A 25,680-nucleotide genomic window follows, 5' to 3' on the forward strand; every position below is an offset into this window, starting at 1 on the left:
ATGGCAGAAAATCAGTTTCCTTCAACGGTGGACGCGCTTTTGAAGGGTATGGATAATTTTATTACGACAAAGACCGTGGTGGGAGAGCCGTTAAAGGTGGAGGATGCCGTCATCATCCCCTTGATGGACGTGTCCTGCGGCATGGGAGCCGGCTCCTATGTCCAGAATTCCAAAGCCAATACCGGCGGCGGCATGGGAGCCAGGATGTCCCCCAGCGCCATCCTGGTGATCCAGAACGGAATGACCCGGCTTGTGAACATCCGGCACCAGGACGCCATGACAAAGGCTCTGGATATGGTGCCGGATCTGGTAAACCGCTTTGTGGGCGGAAAGGATATTTCCCCGGAGGCCATGGAAAAGGCGGAGGATATGAAAGCGGGTTATGAAGCGGAGGCAAAAGAAGAAAAATAGGAAGTCCGGCTGCATATGATGTACCAGAACGTCTTTTCCAATGGAGGCTGGTATGAAACGATTGTGCGGCCTTATGATCTTCTGCACCGGCGTCGGCATGACCTGGGTACTGATCCTCCCCAAATCCTTTGTGATGGTGGTCATTGCCATTTCGCTTCTGATCCTGGGTTATAATCTGTTCTGTTGTTCATAAGACGGAACGGATCCGTAAGAAAGGAAAGAAAACGTTGAGTGAACAGTCTGGAATCAGAAAAAAATTAAAAGAAAAGTGGAAAGAGGCGGCCCAGGCGGTGTTTCCCATCATCGGCATCGTCCTGCTCCTCTGCTTTACCATTGCGCCCATTTCTCCCAGCGTCCTCCTGTGCTTTCTCATGGGAGCAGTGCTGATCCTGGTGGGCATGATGTTCTTTACCCTGGGCGCGGAAATGTCCATGACGCCCATGGGCGAGCGCATTGGCACCTGCCTGACCAGGAGCCGGAACCTGCCGGTGATCGTGGCATTGGCATTCCTTCTGGGGTTTATCGTCACCATTTCAGAACCGGATCTCCAGGTTCTGGCGGGCCAGGTGCCGGCGGTGCCCAATATGACGCTGATCCTGTCGGTGGCCTGCGGGGTTGGGGCCTTTCTGGTGATCGCCCTCCTGCGTATGCTGTTTTCCATGGCCCTTCCGCCGCTCCTGGTGGTCTGCTACGCCGTGGTATTTGTCCTGGCGGCCTTTGTGCCAAAGGATTTTTTAAGCGTGGCCTTTGATTCCGGCGGCGTTACCACCGGTCCCATGACCGTGCCGTTCATCATGGCCCTGGGCGTGGGCGTATCGGCCATCCGAAGCGACCGCCATGCGGCCGACGACAGCTTCGGCCTGGTGGCCCTGTGCTCGGTGGGGCCGATCCTGGCCGTGATGATCCTAGGCATGATCTACAATCCCCAGAATGCCGCCTACACAGCGCCGGTGATCCAGGAATTTGGCGATTCCAGGGAAATGGGACTCATGTTCCTTCTGAACTTCCCTTTATATATGAAGGAGATCGCCATGGCCCTTCTCCCCATCTTCCTGTTTTTCATGATTTTTCAGATATTCCTGTTAAAACTGGCGAAACGGAAGGTGAAAAAGATCCTGGTGGGCTTTGTTTATACCTACCTGGGATTGGTACTGTTCCTTACCGGTGCCAACGCGGGCTTCATGCCGGCGGGAAATTATCTGGGCCAGGTTCTGGCCGGTTTCCGTTTTACATGGATCCTGGTGCCCATTGCCATGGTCATCGGATATTTCATCGTCAAGGCAGAGCCGGCCGTATACGTTTTAAATAAGCAGGTGGAGGAGATCACCGACGGGGCCATCTCGGCCGGAGCCATGGGCGCCGGGCTTTCTGTGGGCGTGGCCGTGTCCCTGGGACTGGCCATGATCCGCGTGATCACAGGAATCTCCATTCTCTGGTTTTTGATCCCGGGCTATGCGGTGGCCCTTGGAATTTCCTTCTTTGTTCCAAAGATCTACACAGCCATTGCCTTTGACTCCGGCGGCGTGGCATCGGGACCCATGACGGCGGCCTTCCTGCTGCCCCTGGCCCAGGGAGCCTGTACGGCGTTGGGAGGAAATATCGTAACAGACGCCTTCGGCGTTGTGGCCATGGTTGCCATGACGCCCCTGATCACCATTCAGATCATGGGGCTCTATGCAAGGATCACAGAACGGAAGCAGAGGAAGGCTTCTGCCGGAACTGGCGTCCTGGCTTTTGACGGCATCGATGACAATGCGGTCATCGAGCTGTAACTGGGAAACAGAGGGCTTTGGAGGTCCATGCAGGATAAAGTCTGGATTTTAAAGAATATGAGGTTTATATGAGCGGATTATATATGATGGCGACCATCAGTGACCGGAACCAGGCCCGGCGTTTCCTGGATTTTTACCGGGAGTATGGTCTTTCGGTGACTCTCCTTACATACGGCCGGGGAACGGCGGCTTCGGAGATCCTGGATGCCTTTGGCCTGGAGGCGGCGGAGAAGGCGGTGATCTTTTCTGTTGTCACAGGGGAAGAGTGGAAGCGGTTAAAGACCGGGCTGGAACGCCAGATCAAGATCGATATACCGGGAAGCGGGATCGCGTTCATCGTTCCCGTCAGCAGCATCGGAGGAAAGAAGCAGTTTGAGTTTCTCACGGACGGCCGTGGGTTCGTAAAAGGGGAGGAGAGCACGTTGAAGGATACAAAGTATGAGCTTTTAGTGGTGATCGCCAACCAGGGCTACACGGAGCTGGTGATGGATGCTGCCAGAGCGGCCCATGCGCCGGGCGGGACCGTGATCCACGCCAAGGGGACCGGGGCGGAAAAGGCTGAGAAGTTTTTCGGAGTCTCCCTGGCAAAGGAAAAAGAGGTGATCTTTATGGTGACCAGGAAGGAAGGAAAAAATGCCATCATGACGAGCATCATGGAAAAAGCCGGGCTGGAGACCAAGGCCAGGGCCATCGTATTCTCCCTTCCTGTGACCGAGACGGCGGGCATGCGGCTGATCGAGGAGGATCAGGAACCGTAAAGAGGCATGCGGATAAGGAACGGGAGCGGTCAGCTGTGGAGACACGGCGGGCCGCTTTTTACACTCCCGTTTCTGGCATGGGGGGAAGCTTTCTGAACAAAACAAAAAAGGCATATGGACCGGATTCCGGTTCACATGCCTTGGTTTTGTCGTTATCTGGTTCGGAGGTATTAAGCTCTCTCTACGAGACCGGATCTTAAGCAAGAAGTACATACATACATCTTCTGAGCTCCGCCATTAACTTTCACCTTTACAGACTTAACGTTAGCTTTCCAAATTTTATTGGATCTTCTATGGGAATGGCTTACTCCATTACCAAAGTGAGCAGCTTTTTCACAAATAGCGCATTTTGCCATGATTGCACCTCCTTAACACTTCTTGGGATTTATACAAAAATCCATAACACATGTATGATAGCAGAAAGTGTAGAAATTTGCAAGAGAAAAATAAAAAAATACTTCATTTTTATGAAAAAATTTTTCTTAGAGATGGACAGTGGTAGTATGTTATGGTATACTAGCCGCATAACGACGGGACTGCGCATACGGATTTACGTTTTTTTACAGGGGATCCAGGCGCCGGCGTTTATTTTAATGGAAATGGAGGCAGGACTATGAAGGGATGTATTAATAATAAAATGGGCCGGATCCTGATCGATACGGACGTGATCGCGCTTTATGCCGGAACGACTGCTGTGGAATGCTTCGGAATCGTGGGAATGGCTGCGGTCAGCATGAAAGACGGTCTTGTGAAGCTTTTAAAGCGGGAAAGCCTGACCCATGGCATCAACGTCACAGTCAACGACAATGCAATCAGTATTGATTTCCATGTGATCGTATCCTATGGCGTCAGCATCTCCACGGTTGCTGACAACCTGATCGAAAATGTCAAATATAAAGTAGAAGAATTTACCGGGATGCCGGTGGAAAAGATCAATATTTACGTTGAAGGCGTGAGAGTGATAGATTAAGGAGGAAGTAATCCATGGGAATTAAATCCGCAGACGCTTCCCTGTTCCAGACAGCGGTTCTTTCTGCTGCCAAGAACCTGGAGGCGAAAAAGGAATGGATTAATGAGTTAAACGTATTTCCTGTTCCGGACGGGGATACGGGCACAAATATGACAATGACCATCATGGCCGCCGCCAGGGAAGTGGCTGCCATCGAGGAGCCTTCCATGGGCTCCATCGCCAAGGCGTTATCCTCAGGCTCCCTGCGCGGGGCCCGCGGTAACTCCGGCGTGATCTTATCCCAGCTTTTCAGAGGCTTTACAAAGGAGATCGCCGGCGAGGATACGATCACAGTGACCGTCCTTGCCAACGCCTTCACAAGAGCCGCGGAGACGGCCTATAAGGCGGTCATGAAGCCAAAAGAGGGTACGATCCTGACCGTTGCCAGGGGCATGGCGGAAAAGGCTGTGGAGCTGGCGGCAGAGACCGACGATATCGTGGAATTCCTTGAAAAGGTCATCGAGCACGGCGATTACGTCTTAAGCCAGACGCCGGAAATGCTTCCCGTGTTAAAGCAGGCAGGCGTGGTGGACTCCGGCGGCCAGGGCCTCATGCAGGTGATGAAGGGCGGCCTGGACGGCCTTTTAGGAAGGGGGATCCCCTTTGACGCCCAGGTGGAGACCGGCGGCTACACCGGTTCTGCGGCAGCCGGACGGGAAGAGATCGATACTGCGGATATTAAATTCGGCTACTGTACGGAGTTTATCATTAATGTAGAAAAAGAATATGGGGAAAAAGAGGAGAACAGCTTCAAGGGCTATCTGGAATCCCTGGGGGACTGTGTGGTAGTAGTCTCCGACGAGGATGTGGTCAAGGTCCATGTCCACACCAATAACCCGGGCCTTGCCATTGAAAGGGCTCTGACCTACGGCTCCCTTTCCCGGATGAAGATCGACAATATGCGGGAGGAGCACCACGAGCGGCTGATCCAGAACGCAGAAAAGGCGGCTGCGGCTGAACGGGAAGAACAGAAGAAGAAAGAGGAGCCCAGAAAGCCCTACGGCTTTATTGCGGTCTCCATCGGCGAGGGCCTGGGAGAGATCTTCAAGGGCATCGGCGCCGACTATCTGATCGAAGGCGGCCAGACCATGAATCCCAGCACCGAGGATATGTTAAACGCCATTGATAAGGTCAATGCCGACGTGATCTATATCCTTCCCAACAACAAGAATATCATCCTGGCGGCAGAGCAGGCAAAGAGCCTGGTGGAGGATAAGAAGATCCTGGTGGTCCCCTCAAAAACCGTACCCCAGGGGATCGCAGCCCTGATCAACTTTATGCCGGACGCCTCTCCGGAGGAAAATATGGAGAGCATGACGGAAGAGATGGGACGGATCCGTACCGGACAGATCACCTATGCGGTCCGGAATACCACCATCGACGGCATGGAGATCCGGGAGGGCAACATCATGGGCATCGGGGATTCCGGTATGCTGGCTGTGGGAGAATCCGTGGCAGAGACCACCGTGGAGACCATCCGGCGCATGGCGGACCAGGATGCGGAGCTGATCAGCATCTACTACGGCGCAGACGTGACGGAGGACGAGGCGGAAACGCTGGCAGAGCAGGTGCGGGCACAGTTCCCGGACTGTGAAGTGGAGTTAAACGACGGCGGACAGCCCATCTACTACTATCTGCTGTCTGTGGAATAAAAAGGAACAGAACCAATGGATATGCGCCGCGGAGGCCCGGGATACGGGCCGGTACGCGGCGTTTTTTAAAGGGTTGGAAATATGAATACAGATAATATGCAGCCGGTGGAGACCTTAAAGGGCATCGGAGAAAAAACAGCAAAGCTGTTTGAAAAGGTGGGCGTAAGGACTGTGGACGATCTGCTCCATTACTATCCCAGGGGCTACGATACCTTTGAGGAGCCAAAGCCCATGGGAGACCTTGAGGACGGAGCGGTCATGGCTGTGGACGGCTGCTTAAAAAACGGCGCTTCGGGCCATCATTTCGGCTCTGCATCCATGGTGACGGCATCCATCAGCGACATGACCGGAAAGCTGCGGCTGGTGTGGTACCACATGCCCTATCTGAAAAACACCTTAAAGCCTGGAAGCCGCTATATCTTCCGGGGGAAGGTGAGCCGGAAAAAAAACGGTCTGGTGATGGAGCAGCCCCAGATGTACCGGCCAGAGGTCTATGAAACACTTCTAAAGCGGATGCAGCCAGTCTACGGCCAGACCAGGGGGCTGGGCAATAAGACCATCACCTCGGCCATGGAGCAGGCCTTAAGCCTCCGGGTCATGGAAAAGGATTATCTTCCGGCAGGGCTCAGGGTTTCCAATGAGCTGGCAGAATATAATTTTGCCATCGAGCACATCCATTTCCCCGAGGATCAGGCAGACCTTATGGCTGCCAGAAAGCGGCTGGTATACGATGAATTTTTCTTATTCTTACTGGCAGTCCGCCGCCTTAAGGAGAGCCGGGAGGACTTAAAGAGCAGCTTTATATTTGAAAAGGACACAGAAAGCCGCCGCCTGGAGGCTGCCCTTCCTTATGCGCTCACAGAGGCCCAGAAGCGGACTCTTTCGCAGGTTTACGCGGATCTTAAAAGCGGAAAGGTCATGAACCGGCTGATCCAGGGAGACGTGGGCTCCGGAAAGACCATCATCGCCGTCCTGGCGCTGGTCTCTGCCGCAGAAAACGGCTTCCAGGGGGCTCTTATGGCTCCCACAGAGGTGCTGGCAAAGCAGCATTATGAGACTGTGGAGGCCATGTTCCGGAAATATGACGTTCCCTTCTGCGCCGTGCTGGTGACCGGCTCCATGACGGCAAAGGAAAAGCGGCTGGCCTATGAAAAGATCGCCTCCCACGAGGCGGACATCATCATCGGAACCCATGCCCTGATCCAGGAAAAGGTGGTCTATGACCGGCTGGCCCTGGTGATCACTGACGAACAGCACCGGTTCGGCGTGGCCCAGAGGGAGCTTCTTGGAAGCAAGGGCAGCTTCCCCCATATGATGGTCATGAGCGCCACGCCCATTCCCAGGACCCTGGCCATCATCCTGTACGGGGATCTGGACATTTCGGTCATCGACCAGGTTCCGGCCAACCGGCTTCCCATTAAAAACTGTGTGGTGGATACCAGCTACCGGGGCCGGGCGTATAAGTTCATCGCCGGAGAGGTGGAAAAGGGCCGTCAGGCCTATGTGATCTGTCCCATGGTGGAGGAAAGCGAGATGATCCAGGCAGAAAATGTCCTGGATTATACAAAGGTCCTGCGGGAAAATCTTCCCGGGATCCGGGTGGAGTACCTCCACGGCCGGATGAAGGGAAAGGAAAAAAACGGGATCATGGAGGCCTTCGCCCGGGGAGAGATCCAGGTCCTGGTGTCCACAACAGTGGTGGAGGTGGGGGTCAACGTTCCCAACGCCACGGTCATGATGATCGAAAACGCCGAGCGGTTCGGCCTGGCCCAGCTTCACCAGCTGAGGGGCCGTGTGGGCCGGGGCGGGGACCAGTCCTACTGCATCATGGTCAACGCCTCCGGGGATAAGGGAAAAAACCAGAGGCTGGAGGTCTTAAATAAATCCAACGACGGCTTTTTCATCGCATCTGAGGATCTGAGGCTCAGGGGGCCGGGAGATATTTTCGGGATCCGCCAGAGCGGGGACCTGGAATTTAAGCTGGCAGATATTTATACGGACGCTGTGACCTTACAGAAGGTCTCCGAGGATGTGGAACAGCTCCTTAAGACCGATCCGGAGCTTTCCGCCCCAGAGCATGCGGAGCTGAAAAAGCGGCTGGACCTTCATTGCATAAACAGCGATCTTATGCTATGATGGGACATAGAAAATAAAAAAGGAGAAGGTACTATGGACAATAAAAAATACGTGGATTACATCCTGGAACAGGCAGAAAACCTCATCAATATCGACAGCCCCTCGGGCTATGGAGAGGGCGTGACCCAGTATCTGTTAGACGAATTCGGAAAAATGGGCTATCACGCATACCGCACCGGAAAGGGCAGCGTCATCGCAGACCTGGGCGGAGAGGATGAGAATGACGCCATCTTACTGGAGGGGCACTGCGATACCCTGGGAGCCATGGTCCATGAGATCAAGGCAGACGGCCATTTAAAGCTTACCAACATCGGCGGGATGCAGGCCAACAATGCCGAGGCGGAGAACGTCCGCGTGATCACAAAATTCAACGGCATTTATGAGGGAACCTGCCAGCTTGCCAACCCGTCGGTCCATGTGAACGGAAGCTATGGGACCACACCCAGGACCTGGGATGTGATGGAGGTGATCCTGGACGAGGATGTAAAGACGAAGGCCGACGCCGAGGCCCTGGGGATCATGGCCGGCGACTATGTCTGCTTCGAGCCCCGGTTCCGTGTGACGGAAAAGGGCTACATCAAGAGCCGTTTCCTGGATGATAAGCTGTCCTCCGCCATCCTCATGGGCTATGCCAGATATCTGAAGGACGAGAAGGTGGCCACAAAGCGCCGGATCTACCTGCACTTTACCATCTATGAAGAGGTGGGCCACGGCGGCTGTGCTCCGGTGCCCCAGGGCGTGACCGAGGCATGGTCTGTGGACATGGGCTGTGTAGGCCAGGGACTTTCCTGCACAGAGCATCAGGTATCCATCTGCGCCAAGGACAGCGGCGGACCGTATAACTATGACGTGGTAAAGACCCAGATCCGTCTGGCAAAGGAAAATGGCATTGATTTTGCCGTGGATATTTATCCCCACTACGGCTCCGATGTGGAGGCTACCTTAAAGGCCGGAAACGATATCCGCCACGGACTCATCGGACCGGGCGTGTTCGCCTCCCACGGCTATGAGAGAAGCCATGTGGACGGGGTGGAGAATACCTTCCGTCTTATTAAAGCATATCTGGGATAAATAAAAGGAGTGTTTTGGGATGATCCAGTATCGGAGACTTGAAAAGCATGAGCTGACGCCGGAGCTGTTCCAGGACTTCATAAGACATCAGACGGTACAGGACTGTTACCGTAAAAGAGAGGGCCGGTGGGTGATCGAACCGGCCCCTTTTATTGATGACTGGAGCCGGGAGGAATACGATTTTCTGGTGCAGTGCCTGAAGGATACCATAGATGGAAACGGGGCCGTATACGGGGCGTTCCAGGCAGAGGCCCTGGGACTTCCGGGGATCCTCAAAGGGTTTGTGTCCGTAGAAGGCGGACACATGGGAAGCCGGGGCCAGTACAGGGATATGACCAGCCTCCATGTATCTGAGGATCTCAGGGGACATGGGGCCGGACGGCAGCTTTTTTTACTGGCAAAGGACTGGGCCCGGGACCATGGGGCGGAAAAGCTCTATATCTCCTCCCATTCGGCGGTGGAGACCCAGAGGTTTTATGAATCCATGGGCTGTGTGGATGCAGAGGAGGTCATGGAGGAGCATGTAAGGCAGGAGCCCTACGACCGGCAGCTGGAATGTCCGGCGGATGGGCCGGGAAAAACAGACCGTCTCCTGCTGGCCATGATCCGGTACGACGCCGGAGATGCCAGACGGATCCAGCATCTCACCAAGGTGTATGAATACGCTGGGCTCATGGGCCGGATGGAACGGCTTAAGAAGGAGGATCAGGAGATCCTGGAGGCCGCGGCCATCGTCCACGACATCGGGATCCATAGATCGGAAGAAAAATATGGCCGCAACACAGGAAGATACCAGGAGATCGAAGGTCCCCCGGAGGCGGAAAAGCTGCTGGCCTCCCAGGGATGGCCGGAAACCGTCATACAAAGAGTATCCTATCTGGTGGGCCATCACCACACGTATACGGACATCGACGGAATGGATTACCAGCTCCTGGTGGAGGCTGACTTTTTAGTGAACCTTTTTGAAGAGGGAGCCCTCCCGGAGACACGGGAGGACGTGTTCCGGAGGATCTTCCGGACGGAAAGCGGAAAATATCTGTTCCAGCAGATCTTTTCCCAGAAGACAGAGTAAGGGAGCCGCAGAATGAAAGAACTTGTGATCGCAGAAAAGCCGTCCGTGGCCAGGGATATCGCCAGGGTCTTAAAATGCCAGAAGCAGTTAAACGGGGCCATGGAGGGCGAAAAATATATCGTCACCTGGGGCCTGGGCCATCTGGTGACCCTGGCAGACCCGGAGGACTACGACAAAAAATATAAGGAATGGAAGCTGGAGGATCTTCCCATGATGCCTGAGACCTTCAGACTGGAGGTGATCCGGCAGACGGCAAAGCAGTATAATGCCGTAAAGGAGCAGATCCACAGGAAGGATGTGGGCGGGATCATCATCGCCACCGACGCAGGCCGGGAGGGGGAGCTGGTGGCCAGGCTGATCCTTAAGAAGGCCGGGGCCAGAAAGCCTTTAAAACGTCTCTGGATCTCCTCGGTCACCGATAAGGCCATCCGGGAGGGCTTTGCCCATCTGAAGGACGGAAGGGAGTATGAGCCCCTTTATGATGCCGCCATGTGCCGGGCGGAAGCCGACTGGCTGGTGGGGATCAACGCCACCCGGGCGCTGACATGCAAATACAATGCCCAGCTTTCCTGCGGCCGCGTCCAGACGCCGACGCTGGCCATGATCGCCAGCCGGGAGGAGGAGATCCGCCGCTTTGTGCCAAAGCCCTATTACGGGATCCGCGGCCGGGCAGGCAGCCTCACCCTGGCCTGGAAGGACAAAAAGAGCGGCAGCGGAAGCTCCTTCCAGAAGGAGAGGATCGAGAATATCCTTAAGGAGCTCTCCGGGAAGCAGGCTGTGGTGGAGCGGGTGAAGAAAACGCCGAAGAAGACCATGGCGCCCCTGCTTTACGACCTGACGGAGCTCCAGCGGGAGGCCAGTCGCCGGTTCGATTACTCAGCCAAGGAGACCTTAAACATCATGCAGAGGCTTTATGAAAACCATAAGGTCTTAACGTACCCCAGGACAGACTCCAGGTATCTGAGCTCGGACATCGTCCCCACCTTAAAGGAACGGTTAAAGGCATGCTCCGTGGGCCCGTACCGGGTCCTGGCGGGACGGCTCATAAACCAGCCGCTGCCTGCAAAGCCCTCCTTTGTGGATGATAAGAAGGTATCGGACCATCACGCCATCATCCCCACAGAGCAGTTTGTGGACCTGACCCATATGACCATCGACGAGCGGCGGATCTATGACCTGGTGGTACGCCGCTTCCTGGCAGTCCTGTACCCGCCCTGTGAATATGAGCAGACGGAGATCACCGTAAGGGCCGGTGAGGAGCTGTTCACGGCCCACGGAAACGTCATAAAGACAGCCGGATGGAAGGCTGTTTATGAAAATCTGGATGGAGGCATAGAGGCGGATCCAGAGGATGCCGGAGGAGATGGAAGCTCTGCGGCAGGCCAGATCCTTCCGGACCTTAAGGAGGGAGACGTGCTCCAGGGAATTTCCTTTGCCATGACCGAAGGAAAAACCAAGCCCCCGGCTCACTTCAACGAGGCCACCCTGCTTTCCGCCATGGAAAATCCAGTGGCTTATATGGAGTCCCAGGATAAGGCCATGGCAAGGACTCTGGGAGAGACCGGAGGCCTGGGTACTGTGGCGACCCGGGCAGATATCATTGAAAAGCTGTTTTCCAGCTTCCTTCTGGAGAAGAAGGGGAAGGACATCCTTCTGACCTCCAAGGCCAGGCAGCTTCTGGAGCTGGTGCCGGAGGACTTAAAAAAGCCGGAGCTGACAGCAGACTGGGAAATGAAGCTCTCCAGGATCGCCAGGGGAGAGCTTTCCAGGACCGCGTTCATGACCGAGATCCGCAGCTATTCGGAGGAGCTGACCGGAGAGATCCGCCGGGGAGAGGGGAAATTCCGCCATGACAACATGACAAGTAAAAAATGTCCCAGGTGCGGAAAAAACCTGCTGCTGGTAAAGGGAAAGAACAGCGAGATGCTGGTCTGCCAGGACCGGGAGTGCGGATACCGGGAAACGGTTTCCAGGACCTCCAACGCCAGATGCCCCATGTGCCATAAACGGATGGAGCTGCGGGGAAAGGGCGACGGACAGATCTTTGTATGCTCCTGCGGCCATAAGGAGAAGCTTTCCGCCTTCCAGGAACGGAGGAAGAAGGAGGGGGCAGGCGTGTCCAAAAGAGACGTGGCCCGGTACATGAATCAGCAGAGGAAGGAAGCGGAGGAGCCGGTGAATAACGCCTTTGCCAAAGCCCTGGCTGGCCTTAAGCTGGATCCGAAGCAATAGAATCGTAAGAAATTATTTCGGAAATATCTATATTATCAGACAGCGGATTGTAGTATACTTTAAGCAGAAAGAAATCCACAGTTGAGATAGATGGAGAGGAGGGCTTTCATGCGAGGAGTAAAATACCAGATCCTTGGACTGGGGATCATTCTTCTGGGAATGACAGTGCCATCGGTTTCCCACATATCGTATATATGCGGAGCCCTGGGATTCGGGCTGGCGGTAATTGGATGCTTTTGTATGAGAGATATGGAGTCTGACGCCGAGTAGGCGTCGGGCTCTTTTTAAATGAGGACATTGCAAAAAATTTATAACTGGAGCAAGGGAAGCCCTTTCCTCTTTACGGAGGAAACACTTTGAATAAATATGTTGTAAAACTCTATGCCCGCGCTTATCGTGATCTGGACGGTATCTATACCTATATTGCAGAAAATCTGTTAGAACCTGATACCGCTTTAAATATGGCTGACGAACTGGAAAGTGCGATTTTTAGTCTGGAACAGTTACCGGAACGCGGAGCGGTCCGACGCGCTGGGGCTTATGCAAACGGCAATTATCGCCAGTTGTTCGTAAAAAATTATACGGAAAAGACAGCCCCAAAAAACGGGCTGTCCTTTTTCGTTGGAAAGGAAAAAGGATGTATCAGCGGATAAAGTTCTCCGGCAGATATGCGTTTACGTTAAGCAGTCCATGACGCAGGAAAATCCTCCGCAGAGATGGCTGTGCGGAGGAAGAAAAAGAGGATCGGGTATTGAAATATGAGGGAAGTATGGTACAATGTCTGGAGGATTCACAAAGATGACACAAAGCTGTGATATACTGGTCAGGCATGATCGAATTTTAAATATGGAAGGATGAAAAAAATATGAGACAGAAAAAGATCGTATCGGGAGCCGTGGTGATGGCTCTGGGACTGATGTTGGCAGGCTGTTCCGGAGGAAAGGCTTCTTTTTCGGAGGCTCCCCAGACGGAATTTAAGGAACTGCGGGACGAGTCTTTCTCGGCGGATATGACCGGAGCGGAGATCCCGGTCCTGGCTCTGGAAAAGCCCATTGACTTCTGTTACAGCAGCCCGGAGGCGGAAATGCTGTTTAAGATGGAGGACGGTGTCTGGCAGGACGCCACAGATAAGGAGATCCCCATTGACCAGGAGCGGTTCCAGGCCATGGCGGATGTATTTTTAAATCTTCGTGCCGTATCAGAGGTGGAGAACGCAGGGGATCTGGACCAGTACGGTCTGGATGACGCGGATCACTCCGTTTATATCACAGACGGAGAAAAGGGAGAAAAATATCTTTTCATTGGCGATGCAGATCCGGACGGAAACTATTATATGACCATTGAGGAAAGTGAAAATATATACACCATAAAGCCAGAGGCTCTGGATGCCCTGGTCTTTGATTATGACAGCCTGGTGGTCCGGGACAGCCTGGATCTTACGGCTTCGGCCGGAGATCTTATAAAGGCCGTGACTGTTGTAGATGGAAAGACCGTTTCCTATAAGACGGCGGATACAGAGGCCATGACCCGGATCGCAGCTGGAATGACAGCCTTAAAGCCCCAGGAGTTCGCCTCCTTCCATGCAACCGGACCGGAGCTGACCTCCGCGGGTCTTACAGAGGATCAGAGGATGACGCTGGATGTGGAATTTTCCAACGGCGGGAACACAGAGTCCCTGACGGTCTATGTGGGGAATTTCGTGGATGTTATGGGTGAAAAACGGTATCTCCAGATGGAAGGCTCCAATATGATCGCCATTGTGGACGCCGCTGTCATCGGAGATCTTCTGAACCTGACTGAGGAGCAAAACTCCATACAGAATACGAAATAAAAAGCGAAAGAAAAAAGAGCCGCAGGCTCTGGCGGAGAGGATATCTCCAGGCCAGGCCTGCGGCTTTTATGAATACCTGCGTACAGCAGAATGGCTCCAGGAGCCGGAAGAAGGCTTACACACCGCCAAACTGGAAGATAATACCAATGACAGCGGATGCAGCGATGAAAACCACCGGATGAAGCCCCTTGGTCTTTTTGCAGACAGCGGTAAAATAGTAAAGCACTGCCAGAAGGACCAGGTTGGGAATGCTTACCAGATCCAGGATATTCCCGGACGCCGCATAAGCGTCTTTATGGAACATGATCAGCGCGAATACGGAAAATCCGGCGGCGGCGATGAGACCGGTGGATGCCGGACGCAGACCGTAAAAAGCGTGCTGGACGTATTTATTATCCTTGAAGGCCTTTAAAAAGCCTGCGATGATCAGGATAATGATGATGGACGGAGTGATGAGGCCCAAAGTGGCGATCACAGAACCAGGGATACCAGCTGTGGTAAAGCCCACATAGGTAGCCATATTGACGCCGATGGGGCCGGGGGTGGACTCGGAGATGGCCACCATGTCGGCAAGCTGTCCGTATGTAAACCAGCCGGTCTTGTCGGAAATATCGTAGAGGAAGGGAAGCGTAGCCATTCCTCCGCCGATGGCGAAAAGCCCGGCCTTGAAAAATTCAAAAAAAAGCTGTAAATAGATCATCATTTTGCCTGTACCTCCTTATTCTTTAAAAGGATGCCAGCCACAGCGGCCAGGATCACGAACAGGATCGGAGACAGGTTAAAGAACGCGGATCCGGCAAAGACAACAAGAAAAACTGCCAGAGTCGGCTTGTCAATGACGGATTTTTTCCAGAGCTTTACCACTGCATTGAAGATCAGGACGCAGACGCAGACGCGGATGCCGGCGAAGGCGTTCTGGACGATGGCCAGATCGGAAAAGTTCTGGATAAAGGCGGCAATGATCGTGATGATGATCAGGGACGGGAATACAACGCCCAGGGTGGCGATGATGCCTCCGGCGATACCAGCGGTCTTCTGACCTACAAAGGTGGCCGTATTCACCGCAATGATGCCCGGTGTACACTGTCCGATGGCGTAGTAGTCCATCAGCTCCTCCTCCGAAGCCCAGCCGCGCTTTTCCACGACTTCCTTCTGGAGCATCGGGAGCATGGCGTAGCCGCCGCCAAAGGTCAGGCCGCCGATGCGGGCAAAGGTAAGGAAGAGATCAAGAAGTTTGTTCATAGTAACTCTCCTTTTTTGTTAAAAATAAGACCAAATATTAATATAACAGAAAAAGGAAAAAAATCAATATACAAATCCTTATCCATTCCATAAAGGAAGCCGTCCATGCAGACGCCCGGCGCTCCTTGTCCGCTGCGGGCAGGCAAAAAGATGCGCGGCTGGGCGGATACAATAAATCGAACATGGATTCGCTAAAAGCCTTGCAAAATCTCTCCGGGTGAGTGTATAATGGGTGGGACTATGTTTTATGGATCACAGGAAACGGCGCGGGATATGACGGCCGTGCCATAAGAATTTTGGAGGTATTTCATGGCGAAAGTACAGTATAATGCTGACAGTATCACAGTTTTAGAGGGCCTGGAAGCCGTCAGGAAGCGGCCTGGCATGTATATTGGAAGCGTTGGCACAAAAGGCTTAAACCATTTAATATATGAGATCGTAGACAACGCAGTGGACGAACACCTGGCGGGATACTGTACGGAGGTCCTGGTGGCTCTGGAGGCCGACGGCTCCTGTACCGTAAGGGACAACGGCCGCGGAATCCCGGTGGGTTTACATAAAAAAGGCGTTTCCGCCGAGCGCGTGGTGCTTTCCACGCTTCATGCGGGAGGTAAATTTGATAATGATTCCTATAAGACCAGCGGCGGTCTCCACGGGGTGGGCTCATCGGTGGTGAACGCGCTGTCGGAGCGGCTGTCCATTAAGGTATACAGGGACGGATATATCCATTTTGACGCATACGAAAAGGGGATCCCCACAGTGGAGTTAAAGGACGGACTTCTGCCTGTCCTGGGCCGCACAAAGGAAACGGGAACGGAGATCAACTTTCTCCCGGATCCCGCGATCTTTGAAAAAACGCGCTTCAAGGCCGACTGGCTCAAAAGCCGTCTCCATGAATCGGCCTATTTAAATCCCCGTCTGACGATCCGCTATGAAAACCGCCGCCCAGGCGAGGAGGAAAGCCTGATATTTTCTGAGCCCGACGGCATCGTGGCCTATGTAAGGGAGCTGAACGGCGGGAAAGAAGCGGTCCATGAGCCGGTATATTTTAAGGGAACCGTTGAAAATATCGAGGTAGAGGCGGCCTTCCAGTTCGTGGACGCCTTTGAAGAGAACGTTCTGGGCTTCTGCAACAACATCTTCACCCAGGAAGGCGGCACCCACCTGGTGGGCTTTAAGACCCGGTTTACGAACCTGATCAATACATACGCAAGGGAGCTGGGGATCCTTAAGGAAAAGGACACAAACTTCACCGGGGCCGATACCAGGAATGGAATGACGGCAGTGGTGGCAGTGAAGCACCCGGATCCCATCTTCGAGGGCCAGACAAAGACGAAGCTGGCCAGCGCAGACGCTACAAAGGCCGTATTTTCCATCTGCGGCGAGGAACTGCAGCTTTTCTTCGACCGGAATCTGGAGGTTCTGAAATCCATCATTGCCTGCGCAGAAAAATCGGCAAAGATCCGGAAGGCAGAGGAAAAGGCCAGGACCAATATGCTGTCAAAATCCAGGTTTTCCTTTGACAGCAACGGAAAGCTGGCCAACTGCGAGAGCCGGGATCCGTCCAGATGCGAGATCTTCATCGTCGAGGGAGATTCTGCCGGAGGATCGGCAAAAATGGGCCGGAACCGCCAGTACCAGGCGATCCTGCCCATCCGGGGAAAGATCTTAAACGTGGAAAAGGCCTCTATGGATAAAGTCCTTGCCAATGCGGAGATCAAGACCATGATCAACGCTTTTGGCTGCGGTTTTTCCGAGGGCTACGGCAACGATTTTGACATCACCAAATTAAAATATGATAAGATCGTTCTGATGACCGATGCGGACGTGGACGGAAGCCATATCGATACGCTTCTGCTCACCTTCCTGTACCGGTTCATGCCGGAGCTGATCTACGACGGCCACGTTTATATCGCCATGCCGCCTCTTTATAAAGTGGTCCCCAAACGGGGAGAGGAGCGGTACCTCTATGACGACAAGGCCCTGGAGGAATATAAAAGGACCCATTCCGGAGATTTTACCCTCCAGCGGTACAAGGGCCTCGGTGAAATGGACGCGGACCAGCTCTGGGAGACGACCTTAAACCCGGAGAACCGGGTGCTCAAGCGGGTGGAGATCGAGGATGCCCGGATGGCCAGCGAGGTGACAGAGCTTTTAATGGGAAGCGACGTTCCTCCCAGGAAAAAATTCATCTACGACCACGCCGATGAGGCGGAGATCGACGCCTAAAGGGCAGGGCAGAACGGCATGAGGGACCGGAAGGAACAGGTGGTCCCATGCGGAGAAATGGAAAACAGGAAAGAAGGAGAGCCTGACAATGGCTGAAAAAATATTAAGGACTGAATATTCCGAGGAGATGCAGAAAAGCTACCTGGATTATTCCATGAGCGTCATCACTGCCAGGGCCATCCCCGATGCCAGGGACGGCTTAAAACCGGTGCAGCGGCGCGTGCTTTACGACATGAGCGAGCTCCATCTGGATCACGATAAGCCCCACCGGAAATCGGCGCGTATCGTGGGAGACACCATGGGTAAATACCATCCCCACGGCGACAGCTCCATCTATGAGACCCTGGTGGTCATGTCCCAGGATTTTAAAAAAGGCATGGCCCTGGTGGATGGCCATGGAAATTTTGGCTCCATCGAGGGAGACGGGGCCGCCGCCATGCGTTATACGGAAGCCCGGCTGAAAAAATTTGCAGAGGAAGTTTATTTAAAGGATCTGGACAAGACCGTGGACTTCGTCTCCAACTATGACGAGACGGAAAAGGAGCCGGAGGTGCTGCCGGTACGGGTCCCCAACCTTCTGATCAACGGAGCCGAGGGCATCGCCGTGGGCATGAGCACCAGCATCCCGCCCCACAACCTGGGAGAAGTGGCCGATGCGGTGAAGGCCTACATTGACAACCGGCTGATGACGGTGGAGGATCTGATGGAGTATCTTCCCGGACCAGACTTCCCCACCGGCGGCATCATCGCCAACAAAAAGGATCTCCTGTCCATTTACGAGACAGGCACGGGAAAGATCCGCCTCCGCGGAAAGGTGGAGGTGGAGCTGGGCCGCAGGAAGGCGGACCGGGATAAGCTGGTGATCACCGAGATTCCTTATACCATGATCGGCGCAGGGATCAATAAGTTCCTGTCGGATGTGGCGGAGCTGGTGGAGAGCCGGAAGCTGCCGGATGTGGTGGATATCTCCAACCAGTCCAGCAAGGAAGGGATCCGCATCGTCCTGGAGCTTAAAAAAGACGCGGATGTCAATAAGATACGGAATATCTTATATAAGAAGACGAAGCTGGAGGATACTTACGGCGTCAACATGCTGGCCATCGATGACGGCCGGCCGGAGACCATGAACCTAAAGCAGATCCTGAACACGTTCCTGGAATTCCAGTATAAGAACATGACGAAAAAATATAACGTTCTTCTGGAGAAGGAGCTGGATAAAAAGGAGGTCCAGGAGGGCCTCATCGGGGCCTGCGACGTGATCGATGTGATCATCGCCATCCTCCGGGGCTCCAGGAACCTAAAGGATGCCAAAGAATGCCTGATGACAGGGAATACCGCCAATATTAAATTCCGCTCCCCGGGCTTTGAGGAGGATGCGAAAAAGCTCTGCTTTACAGAGCGCCAGGCGTCCGCGATCCTGGAAATGCGGCTTTATAAGCTCATCGGCCTGGAGATCCTGGCTTTACAGAAGGCGTATAAGGAGACCTTAAAAAGGATCCGGGAATACCGCCATATCCTGTCCAGCCAGAAAAACATGGATGCGGTCATCAAGGAGGATCTGGACCGGATCCGGGAGGAGTTCTCTGTGGAGCGGAGGACCGTGATCGAGGACGGGGAAGAGATCGTATTCCAGGAGGAAAAGGAGGCGGCCCGGGAAATGATCTTTGCCATGGACCGGTTCGGCTACTGCAAGCTTCTGGAAAAAGCCGTTTATGAGAGGAATCCGGAGACCGTCCAGGCGGAGCATGTGGAAACAGTTCCTGTTATGACCGATGACAGGATCTGCTTCTTTACAGACACCGGATCCATGTATCAGGTGAAGGCTGCCGACGTACCGGCGGGAAAACTGAAGGATAAGGGAGTGCCCCTGGATAATATCAGCAGATTCGAGGGCGCGAAGGAGCGGATCCTTCTGACCATGCCCGCGTCAGAGCTTCCTGGAAAGAAGCTTCTGTTTGCCACAAGGGCAGCTATGCTGAAGATCGTTCCGGGCGGGGAATTCCTCACGGCCAACCGCATGGTGGCCGCCACAAAGCTTTCTGAGGGCGACCAGGCGGCCGAGATCCGGATCCTTTCCGGGGAAACAGAGATCGTATTACAGACAAAGGAGGGCATGTTCCTCCGGTTCATGATAAACGAGATCCCAGAGCTTAAAAAGAACAGCCGCGGCGTCCGGGGCATGAAGCTGGAAGACGGCGACAGCCTGGAACACGTTTATTTTCCGGAAAACGAGCCGCTGGCAGTCTATAAAGAAAAAGAAGTCCACTTAAACCGCCTTAAAATGGCGAAACGGGACGGCAAAGGAACAAAAACAAGGGTATAATCATCAAAGGAGGACCATTGATATGGCAAACAACATTCCAACCCCTCACATTTCAGCAAAAGAAGGCGAGATCGCACCATCCATCCTGCTTCCGGGAGATCCGCTGCGGGCAAAATACATTGCAGAAAACTTCCTGGCAGGAGCAAAGCAGTTCAATTCTACCAGAAACATGTTCGGGTACACCGGCTTTTACCGGGATAAGCCCATTTCCGTCATGGGAACCGGCATGGGCTGCGCGTCCATGGGCATCTATTCCCACGAGCTGATGAATTTCTATGGCGTAAAGAAGCTGGTGCGTGTGGGCACTGCCGGAGCCATGCAGAAGACCACCCATATCCGGGATCTGGTGCTGGCCATGGGCGCATGCACAGGCACCGGTTATGTAAAGGAGCTGGGGCTTCCAGACGGCTATTCCTGCATCGCTGACTTCGGACTTCTCATCAAGGCAGCCCTGGAGGCTGAACAGCGGGGCCTCTCCTACCATGTGGGCAACGTACTGACCTCTGACGTCTTCTATGCACCGGAAAAGGCAAAGAAAGAAGGCGTGGGCTATGAGGATGTGGGAGTCCTGGCTGCGGAAATGGAGACGGCGGCCCTTTACGCCAACGCTGCGCTGGCAGGCGCCCAGGCGCTTTCCATTCTGACCATTTCAGACTCCCTGATCACCGGAGAGTCCACCACGGCCGAGGAACGCCAGAATTCCTTTATGGATATGGTACAGGTGGCTCTGGAGATCCTGTAAGCATCTTAGATCTTTCACCTGTCCGTATCAGAGCAGGAGACAATAAAAACAACGAGGAGAAACAATGATGGAAAAGAAACTGAGAGTCGGCATCCTGGGAGCCACCGGAATGGTGGGCCAGAGATTTATTTCCCTTCTGGAGGACCATCCCTGGTTCCAGGTAGTGACGGTGGCAGCCAGCGCCCGTTCTGCTGGAAAAACGTATGAGGAGGCGGTGGGAGACCGCTGGAAAATGACATCACCCATGCCGGAGGCGGTGAAAAAGCTGGTGGTCATGAACGTGGCTGAGGTGGAGAAGGTGGCTTCCACCGTGGACTTCGTGTTCAGCGCCGTGGATATGACAAAGGACGAGATCCGGGCCATCGAGGAGGCATATGCCAAAACGGAAACTCCAGTGGTATCCAACAACAGCGCCCACCGCTGGACGCCGGATGTGCCCATGGTGATCCCGGAGATCAACCCGGAGCATTTTGCAGTGATCCCCTTCCAGAGAAAACGCCTGGGAACGACCCGGGGCTTTGTGGCTGTGAAGCCCAACTGCTCCATCCAGAGCTATACCCCGGCCCTGACTGCATGGAAGGAATTTGAGCCCTATGAGGTAGTGGCCACCACATACCAGGCCATCTCCGGCGCTGGAAAGACATTTAAGGACTGGCCGGAAATGGCGGAGAACATCATCCCCTACATTGGCGGAGAGGAAGAGAAGAGCGAGCAGGAGCCCTTACGGATCTGGGGGACCCTGGAAGGCGGCGTGATCGTAAAGGCAAAGGAGCCGGTGATCACCTGCCAGTGTATCCGCGTTCCGGTCCTCAATGGCCATACGGCGGCTGTTTTCGTGAAATTCCGGAAAAAGCCGTCAAAAGAACAGCTGATCGAAAAGCTGGTGAGCTTTAAGGGACTTCCCCAGGAATTAAACCTTCCCAGCGCACCGGAGCAGTTCATCCAGTATATGGAGGAGGACAATCGTCCCCAGGTGACTCTGGATGTGGACTTTGGAAAGGGAATGGGCGTATCCATCGGACGCCTCAGGGAGGATACGGTCTATGACTGGAAATTCGTGGGCCTGTCCCATAACACCGTAAGAGGAGCCGCCGGCGGGGCTGTGCTCTGCGCAGAGCTTCTGACGGAGCAGGGCTACATCACACATAAGTAAGTCAGGGAGGTTATCATGGCAGTAAAAAAAGAGCATTTTGGACGTATGGCCGACGGAAGAGAGATCAGTCTTTACACCATAGACAACGGCACCGTATCCGCTTCCTTCACCGATCTGGGCGCTGTCTGGGTAAGCATGATGGTCCCGGACAGGAACGGGGATCTGGCAGATGTGCTGCTGGGCTATGACGACGCAGAGGGTTATCTGGTCAATGGCCCCCATTTCGGCTCCATCGTGGGCCGGATCGCCAATCGCACCGGCGGCGCTTCCTTTACCTTAAACGGAACTTCCTATGTCCTGGGAAAAAATAAGGGAGAGAACAACCTCCACAGCGGTCCCGATTATTATGACCGGAGACTGTGGGCCGCCCGGGAAGTGGGAGAGGATTCTGTGGTGTTTCTTTTGGACAGTCCCGACGGCGACCAGGGATTTCCTGGAGAGCTGAAGATCTCCGTAAAATACACCCTGACAAAGGAAAATGCCGTGGATATCCTTTATGCGGTCACCAGCGACAGGGATACTCCGGTGAACATGACAAACCACGCCTATTTTAATCTGGGCGGCCACGCATCCGGCTCTGTGCTGGATACCCGCATCCAGATCCTGGCAGATTCCTTTACGCCCACGGATGCGGATTCTATCCCCACTGGAGAGGTCCTGACAGTGGAAGGAACGCCCATGGATTTCCGGACTCCGAAGACCATCGGAACAGACATTGGTTCCGATTATATCCAGATCGTCCAGGGAAAGGGCTTTGACCATAACTGGTGCTTAAACCATGCTCCGGGCGTCTGCGGACTGGCAGCCAGTGCGTATCATGAGGCCAGCGGCCGGGCCATGGATGTTTATACAGACCTTCCCGGCGTCCAGTTTTATACCGGCAACTGGTTGGGCGGGGAAAAGGGAAAGGACGGCGCTTCCTATGAGGACCGGGACGCGTTCTGTTTTGAGACCCAGATGTATCCCGATTCCGTCAATCATCCCCAGTTCCCGTCGCCTGTGGTCAAGGCCGGGACCGCCCATGTGACCCGGACCAGCTACCGGTTCTATATAGGAAAATAGGGCCATGGAAGGAACAACAAGTAAAAACGCAAAGCTCCTGGCAACGGCCGGCTTCCTGTTCATCACCATGATCTGGGGCGGCTCCTTTGTGGTCATGAAAAACTCTGTGGACCTGGTGCCGCCGTCCTATCTTCTGGCGCTGCGGTTTACCCTGGCCGCCGCCTTCATGGCCCTGGCTTTTCCGGGCCGGATGAAAAAACTGGACCGTGGGTCCCTGACCTGCGGGCTCATTATGGGGATCTTCCTGACCCTGGCCTATCTGTTCCAGACCTATGGGATCAAATATACCACAGCCAGCAAGAATGCCTTTATCACGGCCCTTTATGTGGTCCTGGTGCCGTTTTTATACTGGAAGATCAGCAAAAAGCGGCCGGGCCTCAACCAGATCGCAGCCGGGCTTGTGGCGGTCATCGGTCTGGCTCTGCTGACCTTAAAGCATGAGTCCGGGATCAACCTGGGAGACGCGCTGACCTTCCTCTGCGGCGTCTGCTTTGCCGTCCACATGATCTGTACGGAAGAATATACAAAGCGGTGCGATCCCATCCTCCTGGCAACGGTCCAGGTGGCGGTTGTGGGCGTGTTCAACTGGCTTCTGGCTCCGCTTTTAGACGGCCCCGGAGCCTTTGATCCGTCCATTCTGCTTCAAAAAAGCCTGATCCTGGGACTTCTTTATCTGTCCCTCATCTGTACCACTGTGGGATTCCTGATCCAGACCGTGGGACAGAAATATCTCAGCGCCAATACGGTCTCCCTTCTTTTATCCCTGGAAGCCGTATTCGGGACCCTGTTTTCTGTGATCTTCCTGGGTGAGGTCCTGACAGAAAGGATGATCCTGGGCTGTGTGCTCATGTTCTCAGCCCTTTTACTGTCCGAGCTGCGTTTTACGGTCCCTGGAAAGGAGGTCCATGGGTAAATCCTTATTTATAGCAGAAAAGCCCAGCGTTGCCCAGGAGTTTGCCCGGGCGCTTAAGATATCGGGGAAAAAGGGGGACGGGTTCATCGAATCGGAGACAGCCGTGGTCACCTGGTGCGTCGGGCATCTGGTGACCATGAGCTATCCGGAAAGCTATGATCCGGCCCTGAAGCGGTGGAGCATGGATACCCTTCCATTTCTTCCGAAGGAATTTAAATATCAGGTCATCGACGGCGTAAAAAAACAGTTTCTGACTGTGAAAAAGCTGCTGACCCAGCCTGACGTGGACACCATCTACGTCTGCACCGACTCCGGACGGGAGGGAGAATATATATACCGTCTGGTGGAGCAGATGGCCGGAGTCCGGGGGAAAAAGCGTCTCCGTGTGTGGATCGATTCCCAGACGGAGGAGGAGATCCTGCGGGGAGTCCGGGAGGCAAAGGACCTGTCTGAATACGATAATCTGGCGGCCTCCGCCTATCTGCGGGCCAAAGAGGATTATCTGATGGGCATTAATTTCTCCCGGGTGCTGACTCTGAAGTACGGAAATACTGTGGCCTCTTACTTAAAAGAGAAGCGGGCGGTGCTGTCCGTGGGCCGCGTCATGACCTGCGTCCTGGGCATGGTGGTCCGGAGGGAACGGGAGATCCGCAGCTTTGTGAAAACGCCTTTTTACCGGGTCCTGGGCTCCTTTGACGTTCCAGGCCGGGAAGGCATTTCCGTGGAGGCAGAATGGAAGGCCGTGAAGGGGTCCAGATACTACGAAACCCCGGTCCTATATAAAGAAAACGGGTTCAAAGAGAAAAAGACGGCAGAGGAGCTGATCCGCTTCCTGTCAGCGCCCCCCATGGAGGGGACTTTAGTTTCCATGGAGAAAAAACGGGAAACGAAAAATGCCCCGCTTTTATACAACCTGGCGGAGCTTCAGAACGACTGCTCCAAAATGTTCAAGATCAGTCCCGACGAGGCCTTGAAGGTGGTCCAGGAGCTGTATGAAAAAAAGCTGGTGACGTATCCAAGGACCGACGCCCGGGTGCTTTCCTCGGCTGTGGCAAAGGAGATCCATAAAAACATCGGCGGACTTAGGAATTTTGCCCCGCTGGCGGACCTGGCCTCTGAGGCGCTGGAGCTGGGGAGCTTTAAGCCCATAGGAAATACCAGGTACGTCAACGATAAGCAGATCACAGACCACTACGCCATCATTCCCACGGGCCAGGGCTTTGGAGCCCTGCGGACCCTGGGCTCCCTGCAGCTTAAGGTCTATGAGGTGATCTCCCGGAGATTTTTAAGCATCTTTTATCCGCCGGCTGTTTACCAGAAATTTTCCCTGGACCTGGAAAAGCAGGGAGAGCATTTCTTTGCCAATTACAGGGTACTGGCGGAGGAGGGCTATCTGAAGGCCGCCTATGTTCCCAAAAAGACGGCGGAGAAAAAGACCGGAGACCAGGAAACGGAATCCGGAGAAGAAAAAAAACAGGCCGGCAAAGGCAATGAGACCGAGATCGAACTGGATGGCGGTGAGAAGGCCAGGGCCCTTCTGACCATGCTTTCGGGCCTTAAAAAGGGACAGCGTCTGTCTCTTACAGGGCTGGAGATCAAAGAGGGTGAAACGTCTCCTCCCAGGAGGTACACTTCCGGCTCCATGATCTTAGCCATGGAAAATGCCGGGCAGCTCATTGAGGACGAGGAGCTCCGTTCCCAGATCAAGGGCAGCGGCATCGGCACCAGTGCCACCCGTGCGGAGATCCTTAAGAAGCTCTGCACCATCAAGTACCTGTCCCTGGCAAAAAAGACCCAGGTGATCACGCCCACGCTTCTGGGCGAGATGGTCTTTGACGTATGCAGCGCATCCATCCGGCAGCTTTTAAACCCAGAGCTGACGGCCAGCTGGGAAAAGGGCCTCACCTATGTGGCAGAGGGTACCATCACCCCGGCGGAATATATGGAAAAGCTGGAGCGGTTCGTCACCTTAAGGACCAACGGTGTCCGCCAGACCGACAACCAGTATCTGCTGCGGCCGTATTTCGACGCTGCGGCCCAGTTTTATAAAAAGTAGGAAACGTTTTGTGCCG

General features: G+C 54.2%; 23 protein-coding genes. 20 read left to right on the plus strand and 3 right to left on the minus strand.

Annotation, left to right across the window (positions count from 1 at the left end; all coding sequences use genetic code 11):
- The 4 genes from ACI6NM_RS02330 (at position 1) to ACI6NM_RS02345 (ending at position 2,941) form a co-directional block, all read left to right on the plus strand.
- Complete coding sequence (locus ACI6NM_RS02330; protein WP_158357097.1) at positions 1-411, plus strand: GerW family sporulation protein; 411 nt, start codon at positions 1-3, stop codon at positions 409-411.
- A gap of 52 nt (positions 412-463) precedes the next feature.
- Positions 464-604 (plus strand): hypothetical protein, encoded by a 141-nt coding sequence (locus ACI6NM_RS02335; protein WP_022272630.1) that lies wholly within the window; start codon positions 464-466, stop codon positions 602-604.
- 34 nt (positions 605-638) lie between these two features.
- Positions 639-2,183, plus strand: a complete 1,545-nt coding sequence (locus tag ACI6NM_RS02340) for a DUF1538 domain-containing protein (RefSeq protein WP_262426651.1) — start codon at positions 639-641, stop codon at positions 2,181-2,183.
- Between the two features lie 68 nt (positions 2,184-2,251).
- Positions 2,252-2,941 carry a P-II family nitrogen regulator gene (locus ACI6NM_RS02345; protein WP_022272632.1) on the plus strand — a complete coding sequence of 230 codons (690 nt, stop codon included), beginning with the start codon at positions 2,252-2,254 and terminating at the stop codon, positions 2,939-2,941.
- Between the two features lie 170 nt (positions 2,942-3,111).
- On the opposite strand, the gene rpmB is transcribed toward ACI6NM_RS02345, so the two are convergent.
- Positions 3,112-3,297, minus strand: coding sequence for a 50S ribosomal protein L28 (gene rpmB, locus ACI6NM_RS02350; protein ID WP_158357099.1), 186 nt, complete (start codon positions 3,295-3,297; stop codon positions 3,112-3,114).
- A gap of 257 nt (positions 3,298-3,554) precedes the next feature.
- On the opposite strand from rpmB, the gene ACI6NM_RS02355 reads away from it, so the two are divergent.
- The 9 genes from ACI6NM_RS02355 (at position 3,555) to ACI6NM_RS02395 (ending at position 13,944) form a co-directional block, all read left to right on the plus strand.
- Complete coding sequence (locus tag ACI6NM_RS02355; RefSeq protein WP_022272634.1) at positions 3,555-3,911, plus strand: Asp23/Gls24 family envelope stress response protein; 357 nt, start codon at positions 3,555-3,557, stop codon at positions 3,909-3,911.
- A gap of 14 nt (positions 3,912-3,925) precedes the next feature.
- Positions 3,926-5,602 (plus strand): DAK2 domain-containing protein, encoded by a 1,677-nt coding sequence (locus tag ACI6NM_RS02360; RefSeq protein ID WP_262426652.1) that lies wholly within the window; start codon positions 3,926-3,928, stop codon positions 5,600-5,602.
- Between the two features lie 81 nt (positions 5,603-5,683).
- Positions 5,684-7,738 (plus strand): ATP-dependent DNA helicase RecG, encoded by a 2,055-nt coding sequence (gene recG, locus ACI6NM_RS02365; RefSeq protein WP_262426653.1) that lies wholly within the window; start codon positions 5,684-5,686, stop codon positions 7,736-7,738.
- A 33-nt stretch (positions 7,739-7,771) separates the two neighbouring features.
- Complete coding sequence (locus tag ACI6NM_RS02370; RefSeq protein ID WP_022272638.1) at positions 7,772-8,809, plus strand: M42 family metallopeptidase; 1,038 nt, start codon at positions 7,772-7,774, stop codon at positions 8,807-8,809.
- A 19-nt stretch (positions 8,810-8,828) separates the two neighbouring features.
- The gene (locus ACI6NM_RS02375) at positions 8,829-9,881 is read left to right on the plus strand and encodes a GNAT family N-acetyltransferase (RefSeq protein ID WP_316451084.1); all 1,053 of its coding nucleotides are present in this window, start codon (positions 8,829-8,831) and stop codon (positions 9,879-9,881) included.
- Between the two features lie 12 nt (positions 9,882-9,893).
- The gene (locus ACI6NM_RS02380) at positions 9,894-12,113 is read left to right on the plus strand and encodes a DNA topoisomerase III (RefSeq protein WP_262426654.1); all 2,220 of its coding nucleotides are present in this window, start codon (positions 9,894-9,896) and stop codon (positions 12,111-12,113) included.
- 108 nt (positions 12,114-12,221) lie between these two features.
- Positions 12,222-12,383 carry a hypothetical protein gene (locus ACI6NM_RS02385; RefSeq protein ID WP_262426655.1) on the plus strand — a complete coding sequence of 54 codons (162 nt, stop codon included), beginning with the start codon at positions 12,222-12,224 and terminating at the stop codon, positions 12,381-12,383.
- Positions 12,384-12,469: 86 nt separating this feature from the next.
- The gene (locus ACI6NM_RS02390) at positions 12,470-12,766 is read left to right on the plus strand and encodes a type II toxin-antitoxin system RelE/ParE family toxin (RefSeq protein ID WP_262426656.1); all 297 of its coding nucleotides are present in this window, start codon (positions 12,470-12,472) and stop codon (positions 12,764-12,766) included.
- Positions 12,767-12,978: 212 nt separating this feature from the next.
- Positions 12,979-13,944: a DUF4340 domain-containing protein gene (locus tag ACI6NM_RS02395; protein ID WP_262426657.1), complete on the plus strand. Its 966-nt coding sequence runs from the start codon at positions 12,979-12,981 to the stop codon at positions 13,942-13,944.
- A 115-nt stretch (positions 13,945-14,059) separates the two neighbouring features.
- On the opposite strand, the gene ACI6NM_RS02400 is transcribed toward ACI6NM_RS02395, so the two are convergent.
- The gene (locus ACI6NM_RS02400; protein WP_262426681.1) at positions 14,060-14,644 is read right to left on the minus strand and encodes a chromate transporter; all 585 of its coding nucleotides are present in this window, start codon (positions 14,642-14,644) and stop codon (positions 14,060-14,062) included.
- Positions 14,644-15,186, minus strand: coding sequence for a chromate transporter (locus tag ACI6NM_RS02405; protein ID WP_022272644.1), 543 nt, complete (start codon positions 15,184-15,186; stop codon positions 14,644-14,646). The genes ACI6NM_RS02400 and ACI6NM_RS02405 overlap by 1 nt, the downstream gene beginning before the upstream one ends.
- A gap of 309 nt (positions 15,187-15,495) precedes the next feature.
- On the opposite strand from ACI6NM_RS02405, the gene ACI6NM_RS02410 reads away from it, so the two are divergent.
- The 7 genes from ACI6NM_RS02410 to ACI6NM_RS02440 all read left to right on the plus strand — a co-directional run bounded on the left by ACI6NM_RS02410 (position 15,496) and on the right by ACI6NM_RS02440 (position 25,664).
- Positions 15,496-17,415, plus strand: a complete 1,920-nt coding sequence (locus ACI6NM_RS02410; RefSeq protein ID WP_022272645.1) for a DNA gyrase/topoisomerase IV subunit B — start codon at positions 15,496-15,498, stop codon at positions 17,413-17,415.
- Between the two features lie 88 nt (positions 17,416-17,503).
- Positions 17,504-19,738 carry a DNA gyrase/topoisomerase IV subunit A gene (locus ACI6NM_RS02415; RefSeq protein WP_262426658.1) on the plus strand — a complete coding sequence of 745 codons (2,235 nt, stop codon included), beginning with the start codon at positions 17,504-17,506 and terminating at the stop codon, positions 19,736-19,738.
- Between the two features lie 22 nt (positions 19,739-19,760).
- On the plus strand, positions 19,761-20,480 hold the full coding sequence (gene deoD, locus ACI6NM_RS02420) for a purine-nucleoside phosphorylase (RefSeq protein WP_022272647.1): 720 nt from the start codon (positions 19,761-19,763) through the stop codon (positions 20,478-20,480).
- 67 nt (positions 20,481-20,547) lie between these two features.
- Entirely contained in the window at positions 20,548-21,633 is a 1,086-nt protein-coding gene (gene asd / locus ACI6NM_RS02425; protein ID WP_215653036.1) for an aspartate-semialdehyde dehydrogenase, read from the plus strand.
- Positions 21,634-21,648: 15 nt separating this feature from the next.
- Positions 21,649-22,695 carry an aldose epimerase family protein gene (locus ACI6NM_RS02430; protein WP_262426659.1) on the plus strand — a complete coding sequence of 349 codons (1,047 nt, stop codon included), beginning with the start codon at positions 21,649-21,651 and terminating at the stop codon, positions 22,693-22,695.
- A 4-nt stretch (positions 22,696-22,699) separates the two neighbouring features.
- Positions 22,700-23,608: a DMT family transporter gene (locus ACI6NM_RS02435; protein ID WP_262426660.1), complete on the plus strand. Its 909-nt coding sequence runs from the start codon at positions 22,700-22,702 to the stop codon at positions 23,606-23,608.
- On the plus strand, positions 23,601-25,664 hold the full coding sequence (locus ACI6NM_RS02440) for a DNA topoisomerase (RefSeq protein WP_438501020.1): 2,064 nt from the start codon (positions 23,601-23,603) through the stop codon (positions 25,662-25,664). The genes ACI6NM_RS02435 and ACI6NM_RS02440 overlap by 8 nt, the downstream gene beginning before the upstream one ends.
- Positions 25,665-25,680 lie beyond the last annotated feature (16 nt).

Origin of the sequence: Pilosibacter sp. YYHA0881 (genome assembly GCF_051602715.1) — a bacterium.
GTDB lineage: Bacteria > Bacillota > Clostridia > Lachnospirales > Lachnospiraceae > Alitiscatomonas > Alitiscatomonas aceti.

What these genes read in the sequence shown, in the direction of transcription:
- ACI6NM_RS02410 (WP_022272645.1), top strand. Translation starts at nt 15,496, where the DNA reads ATGGCGAAAGTACAGTATAATGCTGACAGTATCACAGTTTTAGAGGGC.
- recG (WP_262426653.1), top strand. Translation starts at nt 5,684, where the DNA reads ATGAATACAGATAATATGCAGCCGGTGGAGACCTTAAAGGGCATCGGA.
- ACI6NM_RS02380 (WP_262426654.1), top strand. Translation starts at nt 9,894, where the DNA reads ATGAAAGAACTTGTGATCGCAGAAAAGCCGTCCGTGGCCAGGGATATC.
- ACI6NM_RS02435 (WP_262426660.1), top strand. Translation starts at nt 22,700, where the DNA reads ATGGAAGGAACAACAAGTAAAAACGCAAAGCTCCTGGCAACGGCCGGC.
- ACI6NM_RS02370 (WP_022272638.1), top strand. Translation starts at nt 7,772, where the DNA reads ATGGACAATAAAAAATACGTGGATTACATCCTGGAACAGGCAGAAAAC.
- ACI6NM_RS02405 (WP_022272644.1), bottom strand. Translation starts at nt 15,186, where the DNA reads ATGAACAAACTTCTTGATCTCTTCCTTACCTTTGCCCGCATCGGCGGC.
- asd (WP_215653036.1), top strand. Translation starts at nt 20,548, where the DNA reads ATGGAAAAGAAACTGAGAGTCGGCATCCTGGGAGCCACCGGAATGGTG.
- ACI6NM_RS02375 (WP_316451084.1), top strand. Translation starts at nt 8,829, where the DNA reads ATGATCCAGTATCGGAGACTTGAAAAGCATGAGCTGACGCCGGAGCTG.
- ACI6NM_RS02430 (WP_262426659.1), top strand. Translation starts at nt 21,649, where the DNA reads ATGGCAGTAAAAAAAGAGCATTTTGGACGTATGGCCGACGGAAGAGAG.
- ACI6NM_RS02415 (WP_262426658.1), top strand. Translation starts at nt 17,504, where the DNA reads ATGGCTGAAAAAATATTAAGGACTGAATATTCCGAGGAGATGCAGAAA.
- rpmB (WP_158357099.1), bottom strand. Translation starts at nt 3,297, where the DNA reads ATGGCAAAATGCGCTATTTGTGAAAAAGCTGCTCACTTTGGTAATGGA.
- deoD (WP_022272647.1), top strand. Translation starts at nt 19,761, where the DNA reads ATGGCAAACAACATTCCAACCCCTCACATTTCAGCAAAAGAAGGCGAG.
- ACI6NM_RS02400 (WP_262426681.1), bottom strand. Translation starts at nt 14,644, where the DNA reads ATGATCTATTTACAGCTTTTTTTTGAATTTTTCAAGGCCGGGCTTTTC.
- ACI6NM_RS02385 (WP_262426655.1), top strand. Translation starts at nt 12,222, where the DNA reads ATGCGAGGAGTAAAATACCAGATCCTTGGACTGGGGATCATTCTTCTG.
- ACI6NM_RS02355 (WP_022272634.1), top strand. Translation starts at nt 3,555, where the DNA reads ATGAAGGGATGTATTAATAATAAAATGGGCCGGATCCTGATCGATACG.
- ACI6NM_RS02440 (WP_438501020.1), top strand. Translation starts at nt 23,601, where the DNA reads ATGGGTAAATCCTTATTTATAGCAGAAAAGCCCAGCGTTGCCCAGGAG.
- ACI6NM_RS02395 (WP_262426657.1), top strand. Translation starts at nt 12,979, where the DNA reads ATGAGACAGAAAAAGATCGTATCGGGAGCCGTGGTGATGGCTCTGGGA.
- ACI6NM_RS02345 (WP_022272632.1), top strand. Translation starts at nt 2,252, where the DNA reads ATGAGCGGATTATATATGATGGCGACCATCAGTGACCGGAACCAGGCC.
- ACI6NM_RS02360 (WP_262426652.1), top strand. Translation starts at nt 3,926, where the DNA reads ATGGGAATTAAATCCGCAGACGCTTCCCTGTTCCAGACAGCGGTTCTT.
- ACI6NM_RS02330 (WP_158357097.1), top strand. Translation starts at nt 1, where the DNA reads ATGGCAGAAAATCAGTTTCCTTCAACGGTGGACGCGCTTTTGAAGGGT.
- ACI6NM_RS02335 (WP_022272630.1), top strand. Translation starts at nt 464, where the DNA reads ATGAAACGATTGTGCGGCCTTATGATCTTCTGCACCGGCGTCGGCATG.